Source organism: Nisaea sediminum, assembly GCF_014904705.1.
GTDB classification, from domain to species: Bacteria; Pseudomonadota; Alphaproteobacteria; order Thalassobaculales; family Thalassobaculaceae; genus Nisaea; species Nisaea sediminum.
Genome location: NZ_JACZCQ010000002.1, coordinates 161,177 through 187,129 on the forward strand (window position 1 = coordinate 161,177; position 25,953 = coordinate 187,129).

Below are 25,953 nucleotides of genomic sequence, written 5' to 3' on the forward strand. Positions count from 1 at the left end.
GAGCGCTTTCCGGCAACGATCTCCGAAGCAAGGCAATACAGGATCGCTCCCATGCTATCGGATATCCGCATCGTCGAGATCGAGGCGCTCGGCCCCGCCCCCTTCACCGCCATGCTGCTGGCGGATCTCGGCGCCGATGTCATCACCGTGCACCGAAAGACGGCCTCGGACGTGCCGGGAAAAGGCGAACGCAATCTTCTCGACCGCGGCAAGCGCTCGATCGCGCTCGACCTGAAGGATCCCGAGGACGTCGCTCTCCTGAGGAAACTGCTCCGCACAGCCGACGGGTTGATCGAAGGCTTTCGCCCCGGTGTGATGGAGCGGCTCGGGCTCGGGCCCGAACCCTGCCTCGAGATCCAGCCGAAGCTCGTTTATGGTCGCATGACCGGTTGGGGACAGAGCGGCCCCCGCGTGCAGGAGGCCGGGCATGACCTAAACTATATCGGTCTGTCCGGCGCGCTCTGGTACGGCTCGCCCGCCGGCGTACCGCCCTTCCCGCCGCCGACGCTGGTCGGAGATATCGGCGGCGGCGCGCTCTACCTGGCCGTCGGCATGCTGAGCGGCCTGCTGAAGGCGCGCGTAACCGGACGCGGCACGGTGGTCGATGCCGCGATCGTGGACGGCTCGGCGCACATGATGAACCTTCTGATGTCGCTCCGCGCCTCGGGAGGATTCCGCACAGAGCGCGGACAAAGCCTGCTCGACGGCCCACACTGGAGCCGCTGCTATCGCTGTGCCGACGGCAGCTATCTCTCCGTGCAATGCCTGGAGCCGAAATTCTACCGGCTATTCGTCGATAAACTCGGGCTCGGGGACGATCCGGACTTCGCGCGCCAGTTCGAGCAGGGCCTTTGGCCGGATCTGGGCAAGCGCCTCGAGACCCTGTTTCTGGCAAAACCGCGAACACACTGGCTCGCGCTGTTCGAGGGCAGCGACGCCTGCGTCGCACCTGTCCTCGACCCTGAGTCCGCCGCCGGGGATCCGCATATGGCGGCGCGCGGTATATGGTCCGAAGAGGATGGCCGCCTGCAGGCGGCAGCGGCCCCACGTTTCGACGGGAATCCGCCCCCGAGGCCGCGTGCCGCCCCCGAACGCGACGCGCACAGAGACGAGATCCTTGCCGAACTCTCCGGGAGCTAAGCCTCCGGCCGTGGCCAGAAACGTCCGGCGTCGAGAAAACGGGTCCAGGCATGCTCGATCTCGCGATTGGCCTGTACCATCTCCGCGCCATGCCAGCCGATGACCACGCCCGCCGCCTTCGCGAGGTCCTGACCGGCGCTTTCCCCGCCGGAGTCCAGCAAGGCCGAGAGCTGTTCGGCCGAAACCGCAAAATCGTTCGCGTAGCCGAGCAGGTTCTGCAGGCGGGCCGCCGCCTTCGTGAAAGCCTTCGCTTTCTTCGCCTCGAACAGGGAATTGAAGAACTCGGCGGCATAGCGCATTTTCTTCATTTCGAGACGCAACTCGTGCATCGCCTCGCTCGGTCCCTGCAACGCATGACGGCCCATCTTCCGGACCTTGCGAAACCGCTTTTCGAGCCGCGACGCCGCGAATTCCTCGCTCCGTGCCAGATGGTCGAAACGTCCGCCGGACGCGGACAACGTCTCGATCAGCAGCCCGAGATTGAGTTGCAGGGTGGTGAACCGCGGCGACGCCACGGCCGCCCGCGCATCGCGATATCCCATCTCCTGCCGTGCCTCGGCGAGCCCGCGCAGTTCTTTCAATGCGGGAATGCCCGCGCCAAGCGCCTTTTCGACCGGCATGTGCAGGTCCTCGATATAGACGTCCCACTCCCGCGCCTCGCCGAGTGCACTTGCCAGCCATTTCGCCTCGGCACGGACATGCTCGGTCAGCCCGGGGTCGCCGAAGGCGCGAAACATGCCGAGAGAGGCCCGCATCCGGCGCAAGGCGACGCGCATCTGGTGCGGACCTTCGGGATCGTTTGTCTCCAAGATCGCCGCCTCGTTCGCGGCAACCTGCGCCTGGGAGGCCTTCAGGATCTCGACGGCCGATTCGTTGATCCGGCTGCCGCCGGCCAGCACCGGTCTTTCCCCCTTGACCGGCGAAGGCTCCGGCGGCGCGGAAAGCTGTTCCGCCCGGAGCGCCTTGCCGCGATATTCCAGCCTCAGCGGAACTTCCCGATGGATCGCGAGCGCGAGTTCGAAAAGCGCGGCGGAATCGCCGTCCTTGAGCTCCAGTTCAAGCTCGGAAATCGGCATTGACCGGCTTCCCGACCGGATCGCGCCGTGATCGAGGTCGACGGACACGAGCGCGCTCCCGAACCCTCCCTCGAAGCGGACCTCCCGGCTCGTGCGCCTGAATTCGGTAACGAAGCGCGGCTGCAGCCGGTCCCATATCCCGTCGCGCGTCAGGAATTCGCGGATTTCGGGCAGATGGATGAGCTCCAGCACGGGCTCGGCGTCCCGCACCCACCCCTCGATCTCGATCCGTTCCGTCAAACCGGCCTGCCAGCCGCTCCCGACCTTCAGCGTCTGCACGCGGCGCTGTCCGATCTCGCGTATCCGGAGGTTCATTTCCGCCGCGGCAAGCGCCCCGTCAGGCGTATCGAAATAAGTCGCCTTGAGCGGTGTGGTCCTGGCCCGCTCCGTCCCGGCGCCGACGAGAAGGGGCAGCCGCTTCAGTTTCGACTGCCATTTCTCCGGTACCGCCAGCCGAAGTTCCGCTTCCATCGGCGGCGCATCGGGTTTCCTGCTCATACGAGATCCTTCGGCGTGACGAAGCACGTCAGAGTTCCGGCGCCCGGAGCGCACGCGGACCATTCTTCGATATCGAGGTCGATAAATGCCAGGGCGCATGTCGGGAATTTATCCTGCAGCCGGAGCTGGTCCTCGCCGCCTTGCCCCTGGCAGAGGGCAAGGGCGAGACGTTCGAAACCGGGATTGTGGCCGATCATCAGCAGCGTTTTCGCCGCTCCGCCGAAATCTGTGAGCGCTTTGAACAACTGATCCAGTCCGGCCTCATAAATGGAAGCCGTTGTCTCCAGCGCCGTCCGGCGCGGCAGAAAGGGACGGATGACCTCCCAGGTCTGCATCGTCCGGCGTGCCTCTGAACAGAGGACAAGGTCGGGACGGACCCTCTCCTGTTCGAGGAACTTGCCGACAACCAGCGCGGCGCGCTCACCGCGCTTGCTCAGCGGACGATCGAAATCATTGAGGTCCGGCTGGTCCCAGCTCGACTTCGCATGCCGGAGCAATATAAGGGATCTGGTCACACTGCGGGCCCCTGGACCAAAAGCGAAACAATCGAAGAATCACCATAACATTGGCGTGGGAAGCACCCTGTCAAATCTCGAAGAAAATTTCCACGCCGGACAATTCGCGCTTATTTCCCTGCTTTTTGGCTGCGTTAAATTGACAGCGCAGGGCACTACGGCCAAGGTCGAGTCTGTCACCGCATTCCAGTGTCGCCTTTCGTATTTCAGGATCAGGTATGAGCGCCGATTCCTTCCGCCAAGCCTCCGCGCTCCCCGATCCGGAACAGGGTGAGACTCGCGCGACGATCCCGGCCCCGGGCACCGTACGCGCGGCCCGGTCGGAAGACGTGGACGCCCTTGCCCTGCTCGCACAGGAACTGCTCGCCTTCTATGGTCTGCCGGCCCGCAACCAGCGCTCCTACATGGCGCATGTCATGACCGCCGAATTGTTCGACCGGGAGAGCAATCTGAAGATCCTCGTTGCGGAATCTTCCTCCGGCCTCAGCGGTTTTCTCGCCTATATAGAGGTCTTCGCGCTCGCCAATTGCCAGCGCAGCTTTTTCATCCAGGATCTCTTCGTCACCCGCCGCGCGCGTGCAGGCGGGGTTGGCGGTGCTTTGATGGGCGAACTGTTGCGCCTTGCCGACGAAGGAGACGTCGCCCAGATCGACTGGACGGCCGACCCCTGGAACGAGAAGGCCGTCGCCTTCTACGAAAAGATCGGCCCATTGCTGAAGAGCGACAAGATTCTCTACCGGCTTGCAGGGCCGTCGCTCCGCCGATCTATGCAGGATCAGAAACGGTGAAATCCGCGTGATCCGAGCCTTCGGGTGCGATCGGGCTGGTAACCAAAAGACCGGATCACTAAGTTCGACCGGCAAACACCCCGTACGCGAGAGCGGAGAAAAAGAATGCAGATTCGCGATGGCTTCGTCGGCACGATCGGCAACACACCGCTGATCAAACTGAAGCGCGCGTCGGAGGAAACCGGCTGCACCATTCTCGGCAAGGCCGAGTTCCTGAACCCGGGCGGATCGGTGAAGGACCGTGCCGCGCTCGCGATCATCCGCGATGCGGAGGAGCGCGGGGCGCTGCGTCCGGGCGGCGTGATCGTCGAGGGCACCGCCGGCAATACCGGCATCGGGCTCGCGCTGGTCGGCAACGCGCTCGGCTACCGCTCGGTCATCGTCATGCCGGAGACCCAGAGCCAGGAAAAGAAGGACATGCTGCGCCTCGTCGGCGCCGACCTCCGCCTGGTTCCCGCCGTGCCTTACAAGGATCCGAACAACTACGTGCGCTATTCCGGCCGTCTCGCCGAGGAAATCGCCGCAAGCGAGCCGAACGGCGCGATCTGGGCCAACCAGTTCGACAATGTCGCCAACCGCAAGGGCCACTACGAGACCACGGGTCCGGAGATCTGGGAGCAGACCGACGGCAAGGTCGACGGCTTCATCTGCTCCGTCGGCAGCGGCGGCACGATCGGCGGCGTCAGCATGGCGCTGAAAGAGCGTAATCCGAACATCCGGATCGGCCTTGCCGATCCGATGGGGTCGGCCATCTACAATTACTACGCCAACGGCGAGCTGAAATCCGAAGGCGGCTCGATCACCGAGGGCATCGGCCAAGGCCGGATCACCGCCAATCTCGAGGGCATCACCGTCGACGCGCCATTCCAGGTGACGGACGAGGAAGCGCTCGACGTCATCTTCAAGCTGCTGATGGAGGAAGGCCTCTGCATGGGTGGCTCGACCGGAATCAATGTCGCCGGTGCCGTGAAGCTCGCGAAGCAGATGGGCCCGGGCCACACCATCGTCACCGTGCTCTGCGACTGGGGACACCGCTACCAGACGAAGATCTTCAATCCGGCCTTTCTCAGGGAAAAAGGCCTGCCGACGCCGAGCTGGCTCGAATAAGAACGCCTCCGAGGGAGAACATGATGGGATACGCAAACCCGCACGCGTTGGTGGAGACCGACTGGCTGGCCGAGAATCTCGGCAACCCGACGGTGAAGGTGCTGGATGCCAGCTATCATCTGCCGAATGTCGACCGCGATGCCGAGCAGGAATACCGCGAGAAGCACATTCCGGGAGCGGTCCGCTTCGATATCGACGACGTGAAGGATCCGAACGATCCCCTGCCCCACATGGTGCCGGATGCGGACACTTTCGCGGCAAAAGTCGGAGCGCTGGGAATCTCCAGCGGCGACCACGTCGTCATCTACGATGTCTACGGCATGATGAGCGCCGCCAGGGTCTGGTGGATGTTCCGGTTGTTCGGGCACGATCAGGTCTCGGTCCTGAATGGCGGCCTGCCGAAATGGCTTGCCGAAGGACGGGCTGCCGCGTCCGGTGTCGAGACTCTGCCGGCGGCTAAGTTCTCGGCCGATTTCAGGCCGGAACTCGTGACCGACGTCCCGGCGCTGCTTGGCAATATCGACAGCAAGGAACGCATGGTGCTCGACGCGCGCGCCGCCGACCGCTTCGCCGGAACCGCGCCGGAACCGCGCGCCGGTCTGCGCAGCGGCCACATTCCCGGCAGCAAGAGCCTGCCATTCGGTAATCTCCTGAACAAGGACAAGACGTTCCTCCCAGCCGACGAGTTGCGCGCGCGGTTCGAGGGAGATCTCGGCCTCGATCTTGGCCAGCCTGTCTCAACGACCTGCGGCTCGGGGGTCACCGCCTGCATCCTGTCGCTGGGGCTCTATCTGCTCGGCAAGGAAGACGTCGCGGTCTATGACGGCTCCTGGAGCGAATGGGGCGCTCATCCGGAAACCCCGGTCGAAACCTGACGGAGACTAAGCTGTGGCTTCGCTCAACGTGCGTCCGATCTCGGGCCGCGATATCTCCGCTGTTGTCGCTCTCTGGCGGAAAGCGGGACTGACGGTCCCGCACAACGATCCGTACGAGGACATCAGGTTCTGCCGCCGCAGCTCCAATGCCGAGATCCTGCTCGGTTTCGAAGGGGAACACCTATCGGCCGCCGTCATGGTCGGCCATGACGGACACCGGGGCTGGTATTACTATGTCGGCGTCGATCCGGACAGCCACGGGACCGGACTTGGCCGGAGGATCATGGGGGCGGCCGAGGACTGGCTGATTTCCAGAGGGGTCGGGAAAGCCCAGCTGATGATCCGCCCCACCAACGCGGCCGTGAAAGCGTTCTACGACCGGCTGGGCTATGTCGAGGAAGAACGACTGGTGATGGCCAAGCGGTTTCGCCCCGCACCCGACTGGCAGGCCGGCGAATGCACCACGACAGTCATCCATCTCGAGATGCTCTCCAGACCGGCTCGCGGCCCGGCCAGTCCACCCGACATCGGGCGAAGGATAGCGCTTGAGCGTATGGCCGTTCCGAGCGTCCGGTTCTACCGCTATCTCTATGACGGCGTCGGAGGAGACTGGACCTGGGTGTCCCGGCGCATCATGGACGACACGACGTTGAAGTGCGTCCTCGAACGCGAAGGCGCCGAATATTACCTGCTCACCGTCGATGGCGAACCCGCCGGGTACTGTGAGTTGGAACGCGGGGCCGATGGCGGTGAGGTCGAGCTTTCCTATTTCGGATTGCTGCCGGACTTCATCGGGATCGGGGTCGGACGTTATTTCATCGATGCGGCGATCGACCTCGCCTGGCGGCCGGAGGCGCGACGGGTCTGGGTCCATACCTGCGACCTCGATCATCCCCGCGCACTCGGCAATTATATGCGGGCCGGCTTCGTTCCCTATGGCCGCGAGATAGAGACCCTTCCGGATCCGCGCGACGCCGGGCTCCCGATGCCGCCGGAGCCGGGCCGGAGGGGCCATGATGCGGCCAGCCTCTATTGCGACGCGGCCGCGCTCGCCGGACTGCGCGAAGTGCGTCACGACGTGGAATAGACGAAGGGCGCGCGCGATCTCTCGCGGCGCGCCCTTCCAAGGGGTCCCCCCTCCGGTCCCCCCCCTCTTGACTGAGCTCCTAGTGGGCCAGGATCTGGCTGAGGAACAGCTTGGTCCGGTCGGAGCGCGGGTTGGTGAAGAACTCCTCCGGCGTGTTCTGTTCGACGATCTCGCCGTAATCCATGAAGATCACCCGGTCCGCGACGCGCTTGGCGAAGCCCATTTCGTGGGTCACGACAAGCATGGTCATGCCGCTGTCCGCGAGTTCGACCATCACATCGAGCACTTCGGAGATCATTTCCGGATCGAGGGCCGAAGTCGGCTCGTCGAACAGCATGATCTGCGGGTTCATGCAGAGCGAGCGGGCGATCGCCACGCGCTGCTGCTGGCCGCCGGAAAGCTGGCCCGGATACTTGCCGGCCTGCTCCGGAATCTTCACGCGGCGGAGATATTCCATCGCGCGCTCTTCCGCCTCGGCCTTCGGGGTCTGCTTGACCCAGATCGGCGCCAGCGTGCAGTTCTCCAGCACGGTCAGGTGCGGGAACAGGTTGAAGCTCTGGAACACCATCCCGACATCGCTGCGGATCGCGTCGATGTTCTTCAGGTTGTTGTCCAGGGTCACCCCGTTGACGATGATGTCGCCGCCCTGATGCTCCTCAAGACGGTTGATGCAGCGGATCAGGGTCGACTTGCCGGAACCGGACGGTCCGCAGATGACGATCTTCTCGCCCTGATAGACGGAGAGATCAATGCCCTTGAGGACATGAAACTCGCCGTACCACTTGTTGACTCCGAGCAGTTCGATGACGACTTCGTCGCTCTTTGTCGACTTGTGGCTTTCGAGGTTTTCAACCTGAGCGTCCATGCTCATGTTCTGAACTCCTTGTTTCGAGGCACGAATTCGGAATTGGGAGGCCCGGAATTACTTCCGGACCTGTCCCGCTCCAAGCGTGCGTTCGAGGTGCTGGCTGTATTTCGACATGATGAAACAGAGAACGAAGTACAGCATTGCACCGAAGAAAAGCGGCTCCGTATGGATACCGTTCCATTGCGGGTTCTGGCTGACGGCCTTCAGCATCAGCAGCAGATCGTAGAGGCCGACGATGGACACCAGCGTGGTGTCCTTCAGCAGGCCGATGAAACTGCCGACGATATTCGGGATCATCAGTTTGAGAGCCTGCGGCATGACGATGAGGGTCATCATCTTCCAGTAGCTGAGACCCAAGGCCTGGGCCGCCTCGTACTGCCCTTTCGGGATCGCCTGGAGGCCGCCGCGAACGGTTTCCGCCATGTAGGCCGAGGAGAAGATACAGACCGCGATGATGGCCTGGACGATCTTCACCGGATTGATGGCCTCCGGCAGAAACAGCGGCACCATGGTCACCGCCATGAAGAGGACGGTGATCAGCGGCACCGAGCGGAACAGCTCGATGAAGGCGACGCAGAAGACCCGGATGATCGGCATCTTGGAACGGCGTCCGAGAGCCAGGACGATCCCCGCCGGAAGCGAGACCGCAATCCCGATGCCGGAAATCACCAGAGTGACGAACAGGCCGCCCCAGAGGTTGGTATTCTGTTCCTCAAGCTGCCAGCCCGCCTGAAGGGCGAAGACCACGACCGCAAGCGCGACGAAGAGTCCGATGACCGGATATTTCTGCGCCGAGTCAGGTTTGGCCGCGAATCCCGTCATCGAGACGATGACGTTCCGGAGCGTGTTTCCTGTCCCGAGACAGACCAGTACGTGGAGCCAGCTGAAGATGAACGAAGTGATCGCGATCGAAATCATGAGCTGCAGGAACAGCCCCTTCTCCCCGCCTGCGAACAGATATCCGAGCAGGAACGGCGAGATCAGGATCGCGGACGCGCCGATGGCGATCTTGCCGGTGACCCGAGGGAACCAGAACGGCGCCATCCAGAGGATGAGCGTTCCAAACCCGAGATTGATCCGCCAGACATCGGTGTCCGGATAGCGGCCATAGATGAAGTTCTTCATCCAGTGGCTCACGCCGGCCCAGCAAGCGCCCGAGAGCCCGACCTTGTCGAGACATTCGCGGCGCGTTTCGGCCTCCCAGACCGCGTTCAGAATGGCCCAATCGAAGACATTCGAGACCAGCACCCAGATCACATAGAGAGACAGGAGGGTGAGGAACGCGTTGAGCGGACTGCTGAACAGGTTCTTGCGGACCCATCCGACCGCTCCCACCGTGTTCGGCGGCGGCGGCAGGCTAGGCTTCGGCTTGAAGGTCACGTCCGAGGACGATGCGTCGAGATTTGCCATGTCTTACCGCTCCTTCAGCTGAACGAGCTTGTTGTAATAGTTCAGCGCCCCGGAGATCGTCAGGCTGACGGTCATGTAGAACAGCATCACCATGGCAACGATTTCGATCGCGTGACCCGACTGGTTCAGCGAGGTCTGCATGAAGACCGCGACGAGGTCGGGGAAGCCCACGGCGATCGCCAGCGACGAGTTCTTGACCACGTTCATCCAGTTGCTGATCAGCGGCGGCACGATCGCCCGCATGGCCTGAGGAATGATGACCAGGCGTAGTGTCAGGCCGGGCTTCAGGCCGAGGGAATAAGACGCTTCCGTCTGACCATGGCTGACCGACAGGATCCCCGCGCGAACCATCTCCGCGATATAGCAGGCGTGATAGATCACCAGTGCGATGAAGACCGCGCAGAAAGCCGGCGGAACGGACGCGCCCCCCCGGAAATTGAAGCCCTTGAGCTCCGGTATATCCCACTCAAGCGGAGATCCCGTAACCAGGAACACGAGCAGAGGAGCACCGACAACGATGCCAATGCCGGTCCAGAACGCCGGGAAACGCTCTCCGGTCGCATTCTGACGCTTCTTGGCCCAGACCGCGACCACATAGGCCGCAATCACGGCAGCCAGCAGGGTCAACATCGTGGCCCCGAAAAACTCTCCCGGTACCGGCGCCGGAAAATAGAATCCGCGGTTGTTCAACTCGAACAGGCCGAGACCGAGAACATCGAAGCTCTGCTTCGGACGTGGGAGAATTGCAAAGACCGCGAGATACCAGAAGAGGATCTGCAGCAGCAGCGGCGTATTGCGCAGGATCTCGACGTACCAGGACGCCAGCTGGGCCACCAGCCAGTTCTTCGAGAGCCTGAGAACGCCGATAATGAAACCGAGGATCGTCGTCGCCACAATGGAAACGAACGAGAGCAGCAACGTGTTGGTGATACCTACCAGATAGACCCACAGATAACTGTCACCGGCCTCATAAGGAATGATCGAAAACGAGATGGAGAACCCGGCCGTGCTTTGAAGAAAGCCGAAACCGGCGCTCATACCGCGCGCTTCGAGATTGTGCGCCGTGTTCGTGAAAAGGTACCAGCCGGCCCACATCACGACGGCAAACACGAGAATTTGGTAGAATACGGAGCGGTAGCGCTCGTCGTTCACGATTTCGGATAACGACGACCCCTGTCCTGACGCCCCTCTGTCAACGACAGCCATATCAGCCTATCTCCGAGTAAGAGTAGGGAAGCCTAGAAGCAGAGAGGCCCGGCCCTGAGGGCCGGGCCTGCTGCTTAGGAGGTCTTACCGGAACGGCGGGGAGTACATCAGGCCGCCTTTGGTCCACAGCGCGTTCGGGCTACCGTCGCGCGGGATTCCGATGGCGAACTTGCCCTTCTCGCCCATGTACTCGTCGTACACTTCACCATAGTTGCCGACATGCTTGATGATGCGGACAACCCAGTCCTTCTCGAGGCCGAGGCCCTTGTTGAGGTCGCCCTCGACGCCGAGCATACGGGCCATTTCCGGATTGGCCGGATTGGCGACCATGGCATCGATATTGGTGCTGTCGATCCCCATTTCCTCAGCCTGGATCAGCGCGAAGACGGTCCACTTCACGATGTCCATCCACTGGGAGTCGTTCTGGCGCACGACCGGGCCCAGCGGCTCCTTGGAGATGGTTTCCGGCAGAATGACGTAGGCGCTCTGATCCGGGAACTTCGCACGGGTGGAAGCAAGGCTGGACTTGTCGTTGGTGATCGCGTCGCAGCCGCCCTTGGCGAAGGTATCGTCACGGACGTTGGAATCCTCGAACACAACCGGCTCGATCTCAAGATCGTTGGATCGGCTGTAGTCGGTCAGGTTCAGTTCGGTCGTGGTACCGGTCAGAACGCAAACGGTCGCGCCCTTCAGCTCCAGCGCGCTCTTGATGCCGGAATCCTTGGTCACCATGAAGCCCTGGCCGTCATAGAAGTTGACGGCGGTAAAATCGAGACCGAGCTGCGTGTCGCGGAACAGCGTCCAGGTCGTGGTCCGGGAAAGGACGTCGGACTCACCGTTCGCCATCGCGGTGAAACGCACAGCGCTGGTCACGGACTGGAACTCGACTTTCGACGGATCGTCGAAAATCGCAGCGGCGATCGCCCGGCAGATGGCGACATCGCTGCCGTACCAGTTGCCCTGTTCGTCAAGCTGATAGAAGCCCGGCGCCGGCGTACCGACCTGGCACCGAAGCACGCCACGCTGCTTTACAATATCAAGCGTGCTCTGCGCGGACGCCTCGCCGGCAGTAACGCCGAGGCTGGCAAGCATGCCGAGGCCAAGGCCCAAAAGACTCAGTTTCTTCATCCTGAAACCCACCCTGTTATCGTTTCGGTTAACGACGGCCGGTTGTCCCGGTCTGCAAATCCCTGACATTTATTCTGGGATCGCCCCCGTTGATCCCGGTCGTTGTTCACCGCCATGGGTCCCGGCTTCGCGGCTTTTGACTTGGCCTCACTCCGTTCTGCTCGAACGAATACTGGGCGACCTGGGAGCCGGTCTGCATGGCAGTTGATTTAATTCCAACACGCAGTTGACGTGTTTTGCAAGTGCGAGAAGACCTGCGCGTACATATATGTTCACGCCTCGAACACCAATCTGTCCGGTTTTCGGCGGACAACCGTGGTTTTTTACCCCTAAGATTTCGGGCACCCGCCAGGTGCAGATCGCTTGTTATTTCCGGAGAAGTCATGAAACGCGGCGCCAAAACCCGAAAGAAAACGCTGATCACGCATGCCGGGCGCGATCCCCACGCCAACCACGGCGTCGTCAATCCGCCCGTTTTCCACGCCTCGACGATTCTGAAACCGTCGCTCGACGCCCTCGAAGCGTCACGGAAGGCAGACTTCAAGGGATATCGCTACGGGCGCCGCGGCACACCGACAACCCGGTCCTTCGAAGAGGCGGTCGCAGCGATCTACGGCGCCGATGACTCGATTGCGGTGTCCTCGGGCCTCGCCGCGATCTGCTCGGCAATTCTGAGCCAGGTTTCAGCGGGCGACCATGTCCTGATCACCGACAATGTCTATCTCCCGACACGAAAGTTCGCGTCAGGATTCCTGCAGCGGTTCGGTGTCGAAAGCACGTTCTTCGATCCGATGAGACCGGAAGAACTCGATGCGCTGATCCGGCCGGAAACCCGTGTGGTCTATCTCGAAGCGCCGGGCACGATGACGTTCGAAGTCTGCGACATCCCCGCTCTCGCCAAGATCGCCCACGAGCACGGTGCCACGGTCATCATGGACAATACCTGGGCGACGGCGCTCTATTTCGACGCGTTCGGGCACGGGGTCGATATCGTGGTCGAGGCGGTGACGAAATATATTTGCGGCCATTCCGACGTGATGATGGGGGCGATCGTCAGCAAGGAAGCCCATGCGGACGCCATTCGGGACTGCGCCATGATGCAGGGGAATTGTTCGGGTCCGGACGATCTTTACCTCGCGCAACGCGGGCTCCGGACCATGGCCGTCCGGCTCGCCGAAAACCAGGCGAATGCATTGGAGCTGGCGAAATGGCTCGAAACCCGCCCGGAGATCGCTAGGGTTCTTCACCCGGCACTGCCCTCCTGTCCCGGACACGACATCTGGAAACGAGATTTCACCGGGGCCAGCGGGCTTTTTTCCTTTGTTCTCAAACCTGTATCGCGCGCCGCACTGGCAGCCTTCCTGGACGGTCTTGAATACTATGGTATGGGCGCCAGCTGGGGCGGGTACGAGAGCCTGATCCTGCCGGGCGACCCCTCGGGAGCCCGGAGCGCCACGTCATGGGACGAACCGGGCCAACTCCTGCGGATTCACGCGGGACTGGAGGACGTGGAGGATCTCAAAGCCGACCTCGAGGCCGGCTTCGAGCGTATCGGGGCTCTCGCCTGAGCTCAGTGTCCGTCAGCGGTAGGACCGGAAGGAGATCCCGCCTTCGCGGCCGATCTGATCGACCAGGGCGACCTCCCAGGTGAGGTAGGCGTTCATCCGCCGCTCCATCTCCTCGCGGCCCGCATCCTTGTCATAGGGCCGCATATAGACGTCGTCGGGCTCCGCGAGCGGGTCCCCCATCCCGGCCGCCATCGGCAGTCCGGCGGCCTCCCATGCGGCCGTTCCGCCCGCCACGGCGGCCGCCTTGATCCCGATATCCGCGAGATCCTTCGCCGCAAGCCGGGCAAGCCGCTCGTCGGCGGAGATGAGAACGACACTGTCCGCCCCGCTCCGCGCGACTGCTGCCGATAGCCCTTCGCGCGGGCACCATCGTGCGCCCTCGGCATGATTGTCCCGGTAATTCAGGCTCCGCGTCAGGTCGACGAAAAGCGCACCTGCATCGACCCGCTTTTTCGCATCGCCGGGAGTTAGCGTCTCGATGGCGGGCAGATCCCCGGCCAGCGACGGTTGCCGCGATCCGGTCTCCAGCCGCTCCCCGTCCAGCCCGCCTTCAAGCACGTAAACCTCTTCCCAGCCGAGCTGCTTCAGCCAGCTACCTGTCATCTCCGCCCGCACCATCTCTGGATCGACCAGAACGACTCGCGCGCGCTGGGTCGCCATGTAGGCATCCGTCGACTGAACCAGCTGGCCGCCGGGTGCATGGCGAGAATCAGCCAGATGACCGGCGGCGAATTCCTCCGCGGTCCGGACGTCAAGAACGTAGAGAGTCCGGCGTTCCTGTTCGCTGCGCCATGTTGCGAGCGTCTTGCTGTCGACCCTGCGGACGCCGAACCGTTCGGCGGCCATGCGTGACCTGCTGCGGGCGGTTTCCGCCCCATCCGCACTTACCTCCGGCGGCGGACGCATATTCCCGTGCTCAAGTTTGTAGCCGGCGAGATGCCAGCCCATGGTCCCGTTGCGGAGCGCCACGACCTTGTTCGGAATGCCCGCATTGATCAGGGACTGCGCGCCGATGATGCTCCGCGTTCGGCCGGCGCAATTGACGACCACGGTCGTCCCCGGGTTCGGCGCCGCTTCCTGGACACGGTACACCAGTTCCGCCCCGGGCATGTCGATGCCGGTCGGAATGTTCATCATGGTGAATTCGCTCATCGGCCGGGAATCCAGCACCACCATGTCCTCGCCGGACTCCATCATCGCCTTCAGCTCCTCGGCGGAGACCGAGGGCGTGCCGTATTCGTGCTCGACGAACTCGCCGAACGCCTTGCTTGGGACGTAGAGGCCGCTGAACAGCTCCAGCCCCGCCGCCCCCCAGGCATTTACCCCGCCCTCGAGAATGGAGATATCGGCATAACCGAACCCGGCGAGCTTCGCGGCGGCGACCTCCGCCAGACCCTCGCCGCCGTCGCAGAGTGTGATCGGCGTGCCGAGCCGCGGCACAAGATCCGCGATCCGCAGCTCAAGCTGCCCGAGCGGAATGTTGCTCGCGAGCAGGATATGGTTGGAGCCGTAGGTCGCCTCGGGACGGACATCGATCAGGGCAATCTCGTTCGTGCCGTAGAGCGCGTCGCGCAGCTCTCTTGCGGTTATCGTGCGGGCCATGCCCTCCTCCCCTTCCATTTGTTTCTTTAGCTTGCTTCTTCCAGCGCGGATTCCGCTTCGAGCCACTCGGCCTCGACGCTTTCGATTTCCCGGTCCACGGCTTCCTTCTTCAGGATCACCTGCTTAAGATCCGCCGTCGGGCCTTCGTAGATTTTAGGATCGGCGAGCTGCTGTTCGAGCTTCGCCTTGCGTTCCGCGAGCTTCTCCAGCTTCTTCTCCGCCTCGCGGATCTTCTTGCGGATATCGGCCGTCTGCCGGCGACGTTCCGCGGAGTCCTGCCGGGCTTGCTTGCGGTCGTTTTTCTTCTCCGCCTCCTGGCCGGCATTTCCCGCACGTGCCGCACGCTCCTCCTGGCGCAGCCAGTCACGATAGCCGTCGAGATCCCCGTCGTATGGCTTCACGGTCCCGTTCGCGACCAGCCAGAGCCGGTCCACGGTAAGTTCGAGCAAACGTCGGTCGTGGCTGATCAGGATCACAGCGCCGGTATAGTCGTTCAGCGCCTGCACCAGCGCGTCGCGCGCGTCGATATCGAGATGGTTCGTCGGCTCGTCGAGAATCAGGATATGCGGGCTGTCATAGGTGATGAGCGCCAGCGTCAGCCGCGCCTTCTCGCCGCCCGAGAGATGCTTCGCCTTTGTCGTCTGCTTGTCCTGCACCAGCCCGACACCGCCGAGGCGCGCCCGAACCCTGTCCGCAGGCGCGTCCGGCATCAGCCGCGCCATCTGCTCGGCCGCCGTCGCCTCCGGATCCAGATCCTCGATCTGGTGCTGGGCGAAGAATCCGACCCGTAGCTTCGCGGTCCGATGCTCTTCGCCGTCGAACTTGGGAAGCCGTCCGGCGATCAGCTTCGCCAGGGTCGACTTGCCGTTGCCGTTGCGCCCAAGCAGACCGATCCGGTCGTCGCCGTCGATCCGGAACCCGAGCCCCTTCAGGATAGGTTTTCCGGCCTCGTATCCCACGCTTCCATTGTCGAAGGTCACCAGCGGCGGCGGCAGTTCCTCCGGGTTCGGAAAGGAAAAGCGCGTGGTCGGCTCGTTCACCGCATCCGGCAGCTTTTCCATCTTCTCGAGCGCCTTGATCCGGCTCTGCGCCTGACGGGCCTTTGACGCCTTGTAGCGGAAGCGCTCGATGAAGGATTCCATGTGCTTGCGCTGGGCGCTCTGCTTGGCGCGCTGCGCCTCGATCTGCGCCAACCGCTCCTCGCGGGTCTTCTCGAACCGGTCGTAACCACCCTGATAAAGCGTCAGCTTCAGGTTCTCGAGATGCAGGATCGCGTCGACGGCCTTGTTCAGCAGTCCGCGGTCATGGCTGACGATGACCAGGGTCTTCGGGTATTTCGCGAGATAGGATTCCAGCCAGACCGTGGCTTCGAGATCCAGGTGGTTGGTCGGCTCATCGAGCAGCAGGATTTCCGGCTCCGCGAACAGAACCGCGGCGAGCGCGACGCGCATCCGCCATCCGCCTGAGAAACTCGACATCGCCGCCGACTGCATTGCATCGTCGAAACCAAGTCCGGCCAGGATCGCCGCCGCGCGTGCCGGCGCCGCATGGGCGCCGATATCGGCGAGCCGGGTCTGCACCTCGGCGATCCGCATCGGGTCTTCCGTGGTCTCGGCCTCATGCAGCAGCCGCTCGCGTTCCTTGTCCGCGCGAAGCACGACCTCGAGTGGCGTGTCCGGTCCGCTCGGCGCTTCCTGGCTGACCATGCCGATCGGGTCCTCGACCCCGCGTCCGCCGCTGACGAGGATCTCGCCGCCGTCCGGATGGTATTCGTCGGTCAGTAGCTTCAGGAGCGTCGACTTGCCCGTGCCGTTCCGCCCGACGAGCCCGACCTTGTGGCCGTCGGGAATCGTGGCCGAGGCCGCTTCGAACAGGGTGCGGCCGGCAATGCGGAACGTCATGTCGGTTATCTGGATCATGGCACGCCTGATAGCACTTGCCTCGATGGACGCCAATCCCGCGCGAGCAGGCTTGCAAAAACAGCGGGAGCGGTAGAGGGTCGAAGGCAACAAAAGGTTCCCTCCCCCGTGTCTTCAAAAAAAGAAACCATCGTCGTCGGCGCTCAGCCGCTCAGCCCTTCCGCGACGCCGCTTCCTGTAAAGCCGGCCGAAGCCGAGACCGCTCCAAGGCTCGGATGGATGTACGGGGCAGCCTGCATGACCGGCGGCATTGGGCTCGTGACCCTGAATGACGGCATCGCAAAATGGCTGACGGCGGAATATCCGGTCGGGCAGGTCATCGCGTTGCGCGGTGTTCTCTTGCTGATCCTGCTGTTCGGCTTCGCCTTCACGACGGGACGGCGCGCCCAGTTGCGGGTGACCCGCTGGGATCTCCAGCTCACCCGCGCCTTCATCATCGTCGGCAGCACCTACAGCTTTATCTGGGCCCTGAAGCTGATGGCCATCGCGGACGCGACGGCGATCGCCTTCGCAGGTCCCATCGTGACCGCGGCCCTGGTCGTGCCGCTCCTCGGAGAGCAGGTCGGCTGGCGCCGCTGGACGGCGATCCTGGTCGGCTTCTGCGGCGTGCTCATCATGGTGAAACCGACACCGGCGACCTTCTCCACGGTGGCGCTCCTGCCCCTGCTGGCAACCGTGCTCGGCTCCTTCCGCGACATCGTCACCCGCAAGATGCACAAGACGGAAACCACCTTCTCCATGCTGGCGGTCGGCATGACCCTGGTCACGCTCTCGGGCTTCGCCAGCCTGGCCTTCGACGAGTGGAAGCCGGTCGGATGGGAGGAGGCCGGATTGCTGGCGGTCAGCAGCCTCTTCGTCGGCGCCGCCCAGTTCCTGATGATCGAGTCGTTCCGCTACAGCGAGGCCGGCTTCGTGACGCCGTTCAAATATACCAGCATCGTCTGGGCGGTTCTGATCGGCTTTGTCGTCTGGGGAAATATCCCGGATCTCTGGATCGTCAGCGGAACGGTGCTGGTGATCGGCAGCGGGCTCTACATCCTGCACCGCGAGCGGGTGCGCCGTGCCGAGGAAGCCGCGCGGTCAGACGGCTAGCTCACTGGCCTTTTTTGATATCCGCTTCGGCGCCACGAACCTGAATTCCCGCACCCCGGCAGACAGGGCATAGCAAGCGAGTTCGACCGCTTTCGGGATATCCAGCGGCTCGCCGTCGCGTTCGCCCTTTTCGTAATACTGGATCATGCGCCGTTTCAGCCCGAGGGCTTCGGCCATTTCCTTCTGCGACAGCTTCAGGAACTTGCGCAGTTTCTTGAACTCACCGGACGTCATGCCGCCTCCTTGGAAAGCGCATTATATGCGCTTTTCGACGGGAGGAAACTGTCATTCGAGTGCCGCCGGGATTGCTCCAGACGCTCAGGTCTCGGCCGGATTCCGAACCGTCGCCGGCCTCAGCGCTTCGGAATACGTTCGATAAAACTGCCGGAGAGCCGGGTTATCGGCCGCAAGATCGAGAGCCAGGCTCCGTGCCTCCTTCCCTTCGCCTCGCCGGCAATGATCGAGAAACGACGAATGCTTCTTTTGCAGCCGCTTAAAATTCGCCGTCGCTGCGAGTGCCGGTCCGCCCATCACGGCAAATATGTTCGCTGCACGGCTCCGCCCTTTGACCGTCACCGGCGCCAGCTCCAGAGCCGCCAGTCCCGGCGCATGGGCCAGCGTCTCCTCGCTAACGATCAGATCCGCGCCGAAAACCTTGCACTGGGATTCCAGACGCGAGGCCAGGTTCACCGTGTCGCCGATGGCCGTATAGTTGAAACGCCGGTCCGATCCCATGTTGCCGACGATGGCCTTGCCCGTATGAATGCCTATTCCGACGCGAAAGGCATCGTCCCCGCCGTCCGCTTTCCGCTCCGTATTTAGTTTGCGAACCGCCTCGAGCATCTCCAGCGCCGCGGAGACCGCGTTACGTGCGTGATCCGGATCGGCGATCGGCGCATTCCAGAATGCCATCACGGCGTCGCCCATATATTTGTCGACTGTCCCGCCATGTTTCAGCACCGGCTCGGTCAGAACAGACAATAACCGGTTCAGGAGTCGCACGAGCTCTTCCGGCCGGTCGGACATGCGCTCGGAAAAGGCGGTGAATCCGCGCATGTCGCAGAACAGGACGGTCAGTTCTCGAACCTCGCCGCCGAGATGGAGCTGCCCCGGATCGCGCATGATACGTTCCACCATTTCCGGAGCCAGATACTGCCGGAAGGCCCTGTGAATCCCGAAACGCTGGGCCCGCTCGCGAAGAAAACGTATGGGAAAGACCAGTAGCGTGCCGGTGAACCCGCCGACGACCGGGGCTGCGGGTGGCAGCCATATGGCACCGGACAGCAAGACGCAGGAAAGCCCGAAGATCAGGGCCGCGCCCATGGCGCCGAGTGGCAGAGACAGGGCCGGCGAAAGCGCCATCGCGGCCAGGACGCCAAAGCCGCTGGCAAGGCCGGTCAGGAGCGCGACGAAAGGCCAGTCAACCGTGTGGATCACCTCCCCGGAAAGCACGCTTTCCGCCGCAAGCGCATGCAGCAGAACACCGGGAACGCTCTCCGGGGAAATCGATGTGCGCAAGGCTGTCAGGCTGCAGCCTGCTGCGGTGGCGGCTTCGCCGGAAGATCGCTCCGGGAGTCGGACGAAACGGTTCGAGGATCGCTTGCGGTCTTCCTCGTCGAGCCAGCTTCCCACGAAGACGACGCGGCCGGCGAAAGCTGCACGGACAGCGGCCGAATCCGTACGGGAGCAAGCAAGAAGGTCCGAGAACGCATAAACCGGAAGTGCGAACGCCCGATCCCAGCCGGCGAGCATGATATCCGGCGGTACCCGGTGGCCCGCATTCGCGAGGGTCGCGGCAACAAGACCGGGCACGATCTCTCCGTTTTCGAGCCGCGTTCCGGACCTGACCTGGCGATAGGCGCCATCCGGTTCGGGCATGAGTTCCATCGCGCCGAGTGCGTTCCGGTCGAAGCCGAGCGCGGCGACGAAGGGATCCGCGGGCAGAGAATTCGAGGAGCGCCCGAGCACCACTCTCCCCCGTCCGTCGTAGAGAGCCCGGAGAAGGGGCCGGTCATGATCCGGCTTCCAGCGATTGCCCGAGTAGCTGAGCAGAATGTCGAACGCGACGGCGTCGGTTCCCGCAGCAAGGAGTGCTTCGAGCGCTTCCGCGAGAACGGGCTGCATGAGTGCTCGCGGGATTTTCGAGAGTGCCCCGGATGAGAGACTTTCCGCGTCGATCGCGACCACCGCCGTCCGCGTATCCGGTTGGGCGGCCGGGTCCGCGTTCAGCATGACAGCCAGATCGAAAAGCAGCCCGTTGCCCCATTCGAACCTGCCGACAAGGCCGCCGAACAAGCCTCCAATCAGGACGGCCGCGAACACGAGTCGTCGAATGGCCGGCCGGTCTTGTTTCAGGGGAGACAGGCGGAAGTTCTGTTCATTCGACACGTATCACCGCAAGGTTGCCGTGCGTAAGCGAGGAAATGACCGCTATCCGCAGGGCGCTCAAGCCGGATCGTTTCCGGAGTTCGAGTCTAAATTCCTCTCCCTCGTGCAGGTTCGCGGCAAGAGACGAAATATCGACGGTGTGATCGAGGAGTTCGATGGATTCCGGCGCGCCACTCCCCTTTCGAATTAAATCCGCGCGAACGATTTCGGGAGCGCCGGGGCCGGTGACGATCAGGGTCGCCTTGGGTGAAAGCCTGAGAATGTCATCCCCTCGGAAAAGAACGCCGCCCACATCCTGGGACGCGTCAGGCTCCCCGGTCTTGGGACACCCTCTCGCCGTGCGCGCGACAATATCTCCCCCGACGATGCGATAGCTCCCGGCGCGCAGGGTGAGAAGACCGCTCTCGACCGTGACTTCCTCGCAGCGCCGGTAATGCAGGAAGGTCACGCGTGTCCCGGTATCGAGCTGCAACTCCATGCCGTCTGCGATTTCAGAGAAGGCGGCAAGTTTCTGATCCGCCACCTTTCCCTCAACGCTGACCAGAAGGGCAACGGGTTCCGCCCTGGCAAGGGACGGCGCCAGAATGAGCTGGAGCATTAGGCCGAGCATCACGGCGGCCTGAAGGCATTTAGTATTCAGGAACAATGGCCCGCGCTCGGACATCCCGTGCCTCCGCAACAAACCCGGATCACGCTGCAACGAAGCTTTCGCAAAACCCGAGTCTTGTTATGTATAATAGCACCGGAATGCGGATTGACCACAGATGATGGAAAACCGCGTCAGTTTTCCGAGCAGGACGCGCCGGCTCGGTCTGCACCCCGGGAGGTACCTCATGTCCCGTATACGCAGTTTTCGTCTTGTCCCGCTTCTACTCGCATTTCTGGTGGCGATGACGCTTCGGCCCGGCGTGGCGCCTGCCGCGACGAACGGAAAAGCCTTCGCCCTCATCATCGGGATCGATGCCTATGACAGAGGCTGGCCACGATTGCGCAATGCGGTCAGCGACGCTAAGGCGGTAGCCGACACCCTCGGTACACTCGGGTTCGAAGTCGAGCTTCGCACGAACGTCACCGGCGAGGAGCTGCACCGTCTTCTCCTTGAATTCTTCGTTATCAAGGGCGCGGATCCCGAGGCCCGGCTTCTGCTATGGTATGCGGGGCATGGCGAGACGATCGATGGCGAGGGATACCTCGTCCCGCGCGACGCGCCGATCTCGGCCAAGCCGCAATTCCTCCTTGCAGCAACCCCTGTCCGGATGCTCGGGTCCTACGTCCGCCTTGCACAGGCCCGCCACGTCCTCGCCATCTTCGATTCCTGCTTCGCCGGAACGATCTTCGAGTCCCGAAGCGCTCCGGCGGCGCAAACAATCGCCCGGATGAGCGAGCCGGTTCGAGAGTTCCTCACCTCCGGCGATGCGGGCCAGAGAGTGCGCGACGACGGCAGCTTCCGGGATTATTTCCTGCGTGGAATTACGGGCGAGATCGCCGCGGATTTCAATAGCGACGGCTATGTCACAGGTGCGGAACTGGGACTCTACATGTCGCAGAAGATCACCGAACTGACCGGCTCGGCACAAACACCGCAATATGGAAAACTCCACGACATTCGCTTCAACCGGGGCGATTTCGCTTTTGCCGTCGGCGGTGCGTCGATCGGATCTGATTCCCCATCTCGCCGGGACCAGGACGGGCTGTTCTGGGACTCTGTCAGATGGAGCATGCATGCGGCGGAATACGAAGCCTATCTGCAGCAATTCCCGGACGGAATGTTCGCAGCACTCGCGAAGGAGCGCCTGTCCAGGCTCCGCGCAGGCGAGCCTTTGGTCGGCGACACCATCCCCGGACTCTGGCCACTGGATCAGTCGATGGTGATCGCCGGAAGCGCGCCGGTAAATATCCGTGGCTGGCCAAATCAGAATGCGCCGTTGCTCAAGGAGATCCGTCCCGGTACAGATGTCACGGTGACCGGCAAGACGACGAATGGCGAATGGTTCCAGACGATTCTGCAGGATGGCCGGACCGGATACCTGCTCGGAACCTATCTCGTGGACAAGACAGAAACCGCACCGGCGGGTCCGGGCCACGCCCTGCAGGCGACCTTCGGTCCGCCGGTAAACGAGACGGTCACCATCCGCTTCAATCCGCGGCAACCTGAAATCCGGCACACGGCCTATCTCAAGAGCGGCGCAATCGCGTGGTTCGACGGCGATATCTATGCGGATGAGATGGCGCTTTCGATCTTTGTCGATTCACCCGACTATCACAGTGTTGCCCCGACCTTCAGGCATGTCTTCAATACAGCGGTCCCCAATTCCGTGACGCTGGAGAATCTGACACCTGAAGCCGGCCGCGCATGGGCGGACATGAACATCGAGTACAAGACGCTAAACGTCCAGGTCGCCGTGACGATCCGGTAAGCCCGGATTTAGCCGCCGCTCAACCTCTCCTGCGGAAGGGAATGGAGGGGCACGGAGCGCCCCTCCGGATCGATGGATCAGAACGTCACCCTGATCCCGGTGATCGCATAGGCCGCCTGGATATCGCCGGCGCCGGCGGTATCGCTGGTATATTCGGAATATCCGATCGTCGCCTGTGCACTCACGCCCGGCCCGAGAATGTACTGCCCGCCGAGTGCGATCGTGTCCCGGTCCGCCTGAACGGTGCCCGGAGCGGTGCTGCCCGCCAGCCCGTCGCGCTCGCCATGCAGATAGGTCAGACTGACGCCGTACTGACCGAAATCGTACGACGCACCGAGCGTGTAACCGTCCCCGTCATTGGCGCCCGAATCCTGGAACCCGGCGAAGGAACCGCCGACCTGTAAACCGCCATAACCCAGCGTCAGACCGAAGGCATAGGCCTGCGGTTCGTCCTGGCCGGACGCCGTCTCGAGAAACGTGCCGTAGCCGGCCGACGCGGCGACGGTCACACCGCTGATTTCCCGGCTGACGTCGATGCTGGCCATGACGCCGTCTGAGAGACCCGCGTTGCGGTCCGGCTGCGTGTTGTTGTCCTGATTGCTGTCCGGCGAATAGGACATTCCGAGACGGACCCCTTCGATCCGGGGCGTGTAGTAGGTGAGCTTGGTCGAGTCGTTGGCCCGCACCGGCTCGACATAGGTGCCGCCGAACGGCGCGCGGAAGTAACCGCCGTTGCCGATCGAGGTCGCCCCGGTCAGTTCCCAGTCGACCGTATCCCCCGAATTGATCCCCATGCCGTATTCCTTCGGCGCCACATGGGTCTTGTAGAGGGCGGAATTCTCGTCGCCGATGTCGATCTGGCCGAAATTCCCCCGCAGGGTCAGATAGCTTTCGTCGATCTGGTCGCTGGAGTTGCTGTTGCCCTCGAGCTGGACATTGATCCCGACCTCGAGACCGTTGTCGAGCTTGGTGCTTCCGACGAAGTGAATTTCCGTGTCGGATTTCACGTCGAACCCGCTGAGGTCGAGACTGCTGTTCCCCTCGTCGTCGATATCCGTGTAGCCGAACCATTGTTCGGCATATCCCCCGACAGAAAGCTTCAGCTTTTCCGCCGCACCTGCCGGGTCTGCCGAAAGGATGAAACCGGCTGCAACGAGAGACGTTGTCTGCAAAAGTCCTGTTCTTGCTGAATATTTGAACGCCATGAGTTTCTCCGTGCACCGGTCCGGGGTTCCGCCCACCCGGTGCTGGTCAAGTGAACAAATCAGGCCGGCAGGCGGTAACCGTCTGCCCGACTCCGGCAGGTAGGACCGAAAACGGAAATCCACAACAAGCACGCGTCCCACTGTTTTGTGAGCCAGAGATGCACCGGCCTTTTTTCAAGGCCCGGCGCCGCATTTCAATCCCGCTCTGCAAGGGAAAATGATTGATGCCGGATGCGGGGAATTGAATCTCAGCCTTCCCGTGCCTAGGCGATCTTACACGACTTGCCGAAAGGCCGAATATGCAGTGGAGCGGCGTTCTTTCATCGGCAAGATTCTTGGGACCGCTTGGCAATTGTCGGCTCCGGACCGTCATGCTAACCCGGGGCAACGTGCGACCCTCTCCAGGGGATGCTCCCCTGCCGCAACCGGACTGTTCCACCGATCGCGACTGTCAGAAATTCGGAGATACGAGATGAAACAGGCCGAGTCGCTCCCCGGTCTTCTTTCCCGCCTCGCGGCAGAACAGCCTCACGACATCGCGCTCGTCGACGGCAGCCGCAGCGTGAATTTCAAGGAACTGGAGGAAGAGGTTAGTCGCGTCGCCGCGGGCCTCGCATCCATCGGGATCACCAAAGGGGACCGGATCGCAGTCTGGCTGCCGAACGGGATTCCGATGGCGGCGCTGGTCTTCGGCGCGGCCCGGCTCGGGGCGATCTCGGTGATCGTGAACACCCGCTACCAGAAGACCGAACTCGAGGGCCTGCTGAAACGGACGCGCGCGAAACTGCTGGCAATCGCTGCCGGCTTCCGGGGAATCCCGTTCCTCGACATCCTCTCCGCGGTGCCGGCCGGCTCCCTTTCAAGCCTGACGCATGTGGTGAACTGCTCGATCAAGCCCGCCACGGCGCCGGTCGGCGAGACCGTTTCCTATTCCACCCTTGCTGCGACGGCACCCGGAGCCTTGCCGCCGGTCGATCCCGCCCTGCCCTGCGCCATGTTCGCCACCTCCGGAACGACACGCGCGCCGAAACTTGTGATGCATTGCCAGCGGGCCATCGTGCAGCACGGCAAGGATTCAGGTTCGGCGCTCGGCTATACCGATGCGGATGCCGTCATGCTCGGCGCCCTTCCGCTCTGCGGCGTCTTCGGATTCTCCCAACTCATGGGCGCGCTGGCGAACGGGCGGCCGACGATCCTGATGGATGCCTTCAATTCTTCCGACGCACTGGAGTTGATCGAGCGCCACAAGGCGACCCATTTCAACGCGACCGACGACATGATCGTCCGCATCCTCGACGAGGCGAAACCCGGGCAGCTCGCGTCCCTGCGCGAGGTCGGTTTCGCCTCCTTCTCCGGAACCAATGCCGAAGCCCTTGTCGAACGTGCCGAGCGCGAGGCCGGCGTGATCCTGCGCGGCCTCTTCGGCATGAGCGAACTGCAGGCCCTCTTCGCCGCCCAGCCCGCCGGCCTGCCGCGCCTGGAGCGCGCCAAACCCGGTGGCCATCCGGTTTCTTCCGAAGGCCGGGCACGCGTCTGCGATCCTGAAACGGGCGCAGAGCTTCCTGTCGGAGAAATGGGCGCCCTCCAATTCAGGGGACCGAGCCAGTTCGTCGGCTATTTCGAGGATCCGGACGCGACGGCCGCCGCCGTCTCCGAAGACGGCTGGTTCTCCGCCGGCGATGCCGGCGTGATGGAGCCGGACGGCCGATTTCACTTCAAGGGCCGCATGGGCGACACCATGCGCCTCGGCGGTTTCCTCGTCAGCCCGCGCGAGATCGAGGGCGTGCTCGAGGACCATGCGGATGTCGCGAGCGCCCAGGTCGTCGGCGTGCAGGCGAGCGACGGCCCGGTCGCGGTCGCCTTCGTCATCGCGGCGACCGGCCGGACGGCAGATCCCGAGGCACTGCGCGCGCATTGCGTGGCGCAGCTCGCGAAATACAAGGTGCCGCGGCTCGTCCTTCCGGTCACCGAATTCGCGACCGTGACCGGCCCGAACGGAACCAAGGTGCAAAAGCAGAAATTGCGGGAAATGGCGGAAGCGGCGCTCAAAGGCGCCTGACAGGC

The 25,953-nt window shown here is 63.0% G+C and carries 21 protein-coding genes; 9 read left to right on the plus strand and 12 right to left on the minus strand.

All coding sequences use genetic code 11. The features are described 5' to 3' along the window. The first annotated feature begins 51 nt into the window (after nucleotides 1-51). Nucleotides 52-1,140, plus strand: a complete 1,089-nt coding sequence (locus IG122_RS04265) for a CaiB/BaiF CoA transferase family protein (RefSeq protein ID WP_193180795.1) — start codon at nucleotides 52-54, stop codon at nucleotides 1,138-1,140. Here IG122_RS04265 and IG122_RS04270 read toward each other — a convergent pair. Together IG122_RS04270 and IG122_RS04275 are read right to left on the minus strand one after the other, a co-directional pair. Then, nucleotides 1,137-2,714 carry a CYTH and CHAD domain-containing protein gene (locus IG122_RS04270; protein WP_193180796.1) on the minus strand — a complete coding sequence of 526 codons (1,578 nt, stop codon included), beginning with the start codon at nucleotides 2,712-2,714 and terminating at the stop codon, nucleotides 1,137-1,139. The two genes, IG122_RS04265 and IG122_RS04270, sit on opposite strands and share 4 nt — an antisense overlap. Beyond that, nucleotides 2,711-3,229 (minus strand): SixA phosphatase family protein, encoded by a 519-nt coding sequence (locus tag IG122_RS04275; protein WP_193180797.1) that lies wholly within the window; start codon nucleotides 3,227-3,229, stop codon nucleotides 2,711-2,713. The genes IG122_RS04270 and IG122_RS04275 overlap by 4 nt, the downstream gene beginning before the upstream one ends. A gap of 218 nt (nucleotides 3,230-3,447) precedes the next feature. Here IG122_RS04275 and IG122_RS04280 point away from each other — a divergent pair, with 218 nt between their 5' ends. The 4 genes from IG122_RS04280 to IG122_RS24395 all read left to right on the plus strand — a co-directional run bounded on the left by IG122_RS04280 (nucleotide 3,448) and on the right by IG122_RS24395 (nucleotide 7,086). After that, on the plus strand, nucleotides 3,448-4,017 hold the full coding sequence (locus IG122_RS04280) for a GNAT family N-acetyltransferase (RefSeq protein ID WP_193180799.1): 570 nt from the start codon (nucleotides 3,448-3,450) through the stop codon (nucleotides 4,015-4,017). 105 nt (nucleotides 4,018-4,122) lie between these two features. Further along, the gene (locus IG122_RS04285) at nucleotides 4,123-5,124 is read left to right on the plus strand and encodes a cysteine synthase A (protein WP_193180801.1); all 1,002 of its coding nucleotides are present in this window, start codon (nucleotides 4,123-4,125) and stop codon (nucleotides 5,122-5,124) included. Nucleotides 5,125-5,147: 23 nt separating this feature from the next. Next, nucleotides 5,148-5,999, plus strand: coding sequence for a 3-mercaptopyruvate sulfurtransferase (sseA, locus tag IG122_RS04290; RefSeq protein ID WP_193180803.1), 852 nt, complete (start codon nucleotides 5,148-5,150; stop codon nucleotides 5,997-5,999). A 13-nt stretch (nucleotides 6,000-6,012) separates the two neighbouring features. Continuing rightward, nucleotides 6,013-7,086 (plus strand): GNAT family acetyltransferase, encoded by a 1,074-nt coding sequence (locus IG122_RS24395; RefSeq protein ID WP_193180805.1) that lies wholly within the window; start codon nucleotides 6,013-6,015, stop codon nucleotides 7,084-7,086. Between the two features lie 79 nt (nucleotides 7,087-7,165). On the opposite strand, the gene IG122_RS04300 is transcribed toward IG122_RS24395, so the two are convergent. The 4 genes from IG122_RS04300 to IG122_RS04315 all read right to left on the minus strand — a co-directional run bounded on the left by IG122_RS04300 (nucleotide 7,166) and on the right by IG122_RS04315 (nucleotide 11,698). Then, nucleotides 7,166-7,957, minus strand: a complete 792-nt coding sequence (locus IG122_RS04300; protein ID WP_193180807.1) for an amino acid ABC transporter ATP-binding protein — start codon at nucleotides 7,955-7,957, stop codon at nucleotides 7,166-7,168. A 51-nt stretch (nucleotides 7,958-8,008) separates the two neighbouring features. Continuing rightward, entirely contained in the window at nucleotides 8,009-9,364 is a 1,356-nt protein-coding gene (locus tag IG122_RS04305; protein WP_193180809.1) for an amino acid ABC transporter permease, read from the minus strand. Nucleotides 9,365-9,367: 3 nt separating this feature from the next. After that, nucleotides 9,368-10,570, minus strand: coding sequence for an amino acid ABC transporter permease (locus IG122_RS04310; protein ID WP_193180811.1), 1,203 nt, complete (start codon nucleotides 10,568-10,570; stop codon nucleotides 9,368-9,370). A gap of 84 nt (nucleotides 10,571-10,654) precedes the next feature. After that, entirely contained in the window at nucleotides 10,655-11,698 is a 1,044-nt protein-coding gene (locus tag IG122_RS04315; RefSeq protein ID WP_193180813.1) for an amino acid ABC transporter substrate-binding protein, read from the minus strand. A 383-nt stretch (nucleotides 11,699-12,081) separates the two neighbouring features. On the opposite strand from IG122_RS04315, the gene metC reads away from it, so the two are divergent. After that, on the plus strand, nucleotides 12,082-13,266 hold the full coding sequence (gene metC / locus IG122_RS04320; protein WP_193180815.1) for a cystathionine beta-lyase: 1,185 nt from the start codon (nucleotides 12,082-12,084) through the stop codon (nucleotides 13,264-13,266). Between the two features lie 12 nt (nucleotides 13,267-13,278). Here metC and IG122_RS04325 read toward each other — a convergent pair whose 3' ends face one another. Beyond that, the gene (locus IG122_RS04325) at nucleotides 13,279-14,868 is read right to left on the minus strand and encodes a rhodanese-like domain-containing protein (protein ID WP_193180817.1); all 1,590 of its coding nucleotides are present in this window, start codon (nucleotides 14,866-14,868) and stop codon (nucleotides 13,279-13,281) included. A gap of 26 nt (nucleotides 14,869-14,894) precedes the next feature. Beyond that, nucleotides 14,895-16,787, minus strand: coding sequence for an ABC-F family ATP-binding cassette domain-containing protein (locus IG122_RS04330; RefSeq protein ID WP_193180819.1), 1,893 nt, complete (start codon nucleotides 16,785-16,787; stop codon nucleotides 14,895-14,897). 108 nt (nucleotides 16,788-16,895) lie between these two features. On the opposite strand from IG122_RS04330, the gene IG122_RS04335 reads away from it, so the two are divergent. Then, nucleotides 16,896-17,879, plus strand: a complete 984-nt coding sequence (locus IG122_RS04335) for a DMT family transporter (RefSeq protein WP_193180821.1) — start codon at nucleotides 16,896-16,898, stop codon at nucleotides 17,877-17,879. Here the strand turns inward: IG122_RS04335 and IG122_RS04340 are convergent. The 3 genes from IG122_RS04340 to IG122_RS04350 all read right to left on the minus strand — a co-directional run bounded on the left by IG122_RS04340 (nucleotide 17,868) and on the right by IG122_RS04350 (nucleotide 20,931). After that, nucleotides 17,868-18,113 (minus strand): helix-turn-helix transcriptional regulator, encoded by a 246-nt coding sequence (locus tag IG122_RS04340; RefSeq protein ID WP_193180823.1) that lies wholly within the window; start codon nucleotides 18,111-18,113, stop codon nucleotides 17,868-17,870. The genes IG122_RS04335 and IG122_RS04340 overlap by 12 nt on opposite strands. An 84-nt stretch (nucleotides 18,114-18,197) precedes the next feature. Beyond that, a complete protein-coding gene (locus IG122_RS04345; RefSeq protein WP_404924152.1) occupies nucleotides 18,198-20,267 on the minus strand; it encodes an adenylate/guanylate cyclase domain-containing protein in 2,070 nt (689 codons plus the stop codon). After that, nucleotides 20,257-20,931, minus strand: a complete 675-nt coding sequence (locus IG122_RS04350) for a hypothetical protein (protein ID WP_193180827.1) — start codon at nucleotides 20,929-20,931, stop codon at nucleotides 20,257-20,259. The genes IG122_RS04345 and IG122_RS04350 overlap by 11 nt, the downstream gene beginning before the upstream one ends. Before the next feature lie 169 nt (nucleotides 20,932-21,100). On the opposite strand from IG122_RS04350, the gene IG122_RS04355 reads away from it, so the two are divergent. Beyond that, nucleotides 21,101-22,684, plus strand: coding sequence for a caspase family protein (locus IG122_RS04355; RefSeq protein ID WP_193180829.1), 1,584 nt, complete (start codon nucleotides 21,101-21,103; stop codon nucleotides 22,682-22,684). Nucleotides 22,685-22,761: 77 nt separating this feature from the next. On the opposite strand, the gene IG122_RS04360 is transcribed toward IG122_RS04355, so the two are convergent. Further along, the gene (locus IG122_RS04360) at nucleotides 22,762-23,889 is read right to left on the minus strand and encodes a porin (protein WP_193180831.1); all 1,128 of its coding nucleotides are present in this window, start codon (nucleotides 23,887-23,889) and stop codon (nucleotides 22,762-22,764) included. Nucleotides 23,890-24,361: 472 nt separating this feature from the next. Here IG122_RS04360 and IG122_RS04365 point away from each other — a divergent pair, with 472 nt between their 5' ends. Further along, entirely contained in the window at nucleotides 24,362-25,948 is a 1,587-nt protein-coding gene (locus IG122_RS04365) for an AMP-binding protein (protein WP_193180833.1), read from the plus strand. The last annotated feature ends 5 nt before the right edge of the window (nucleotides 25,949-25,953 follow it).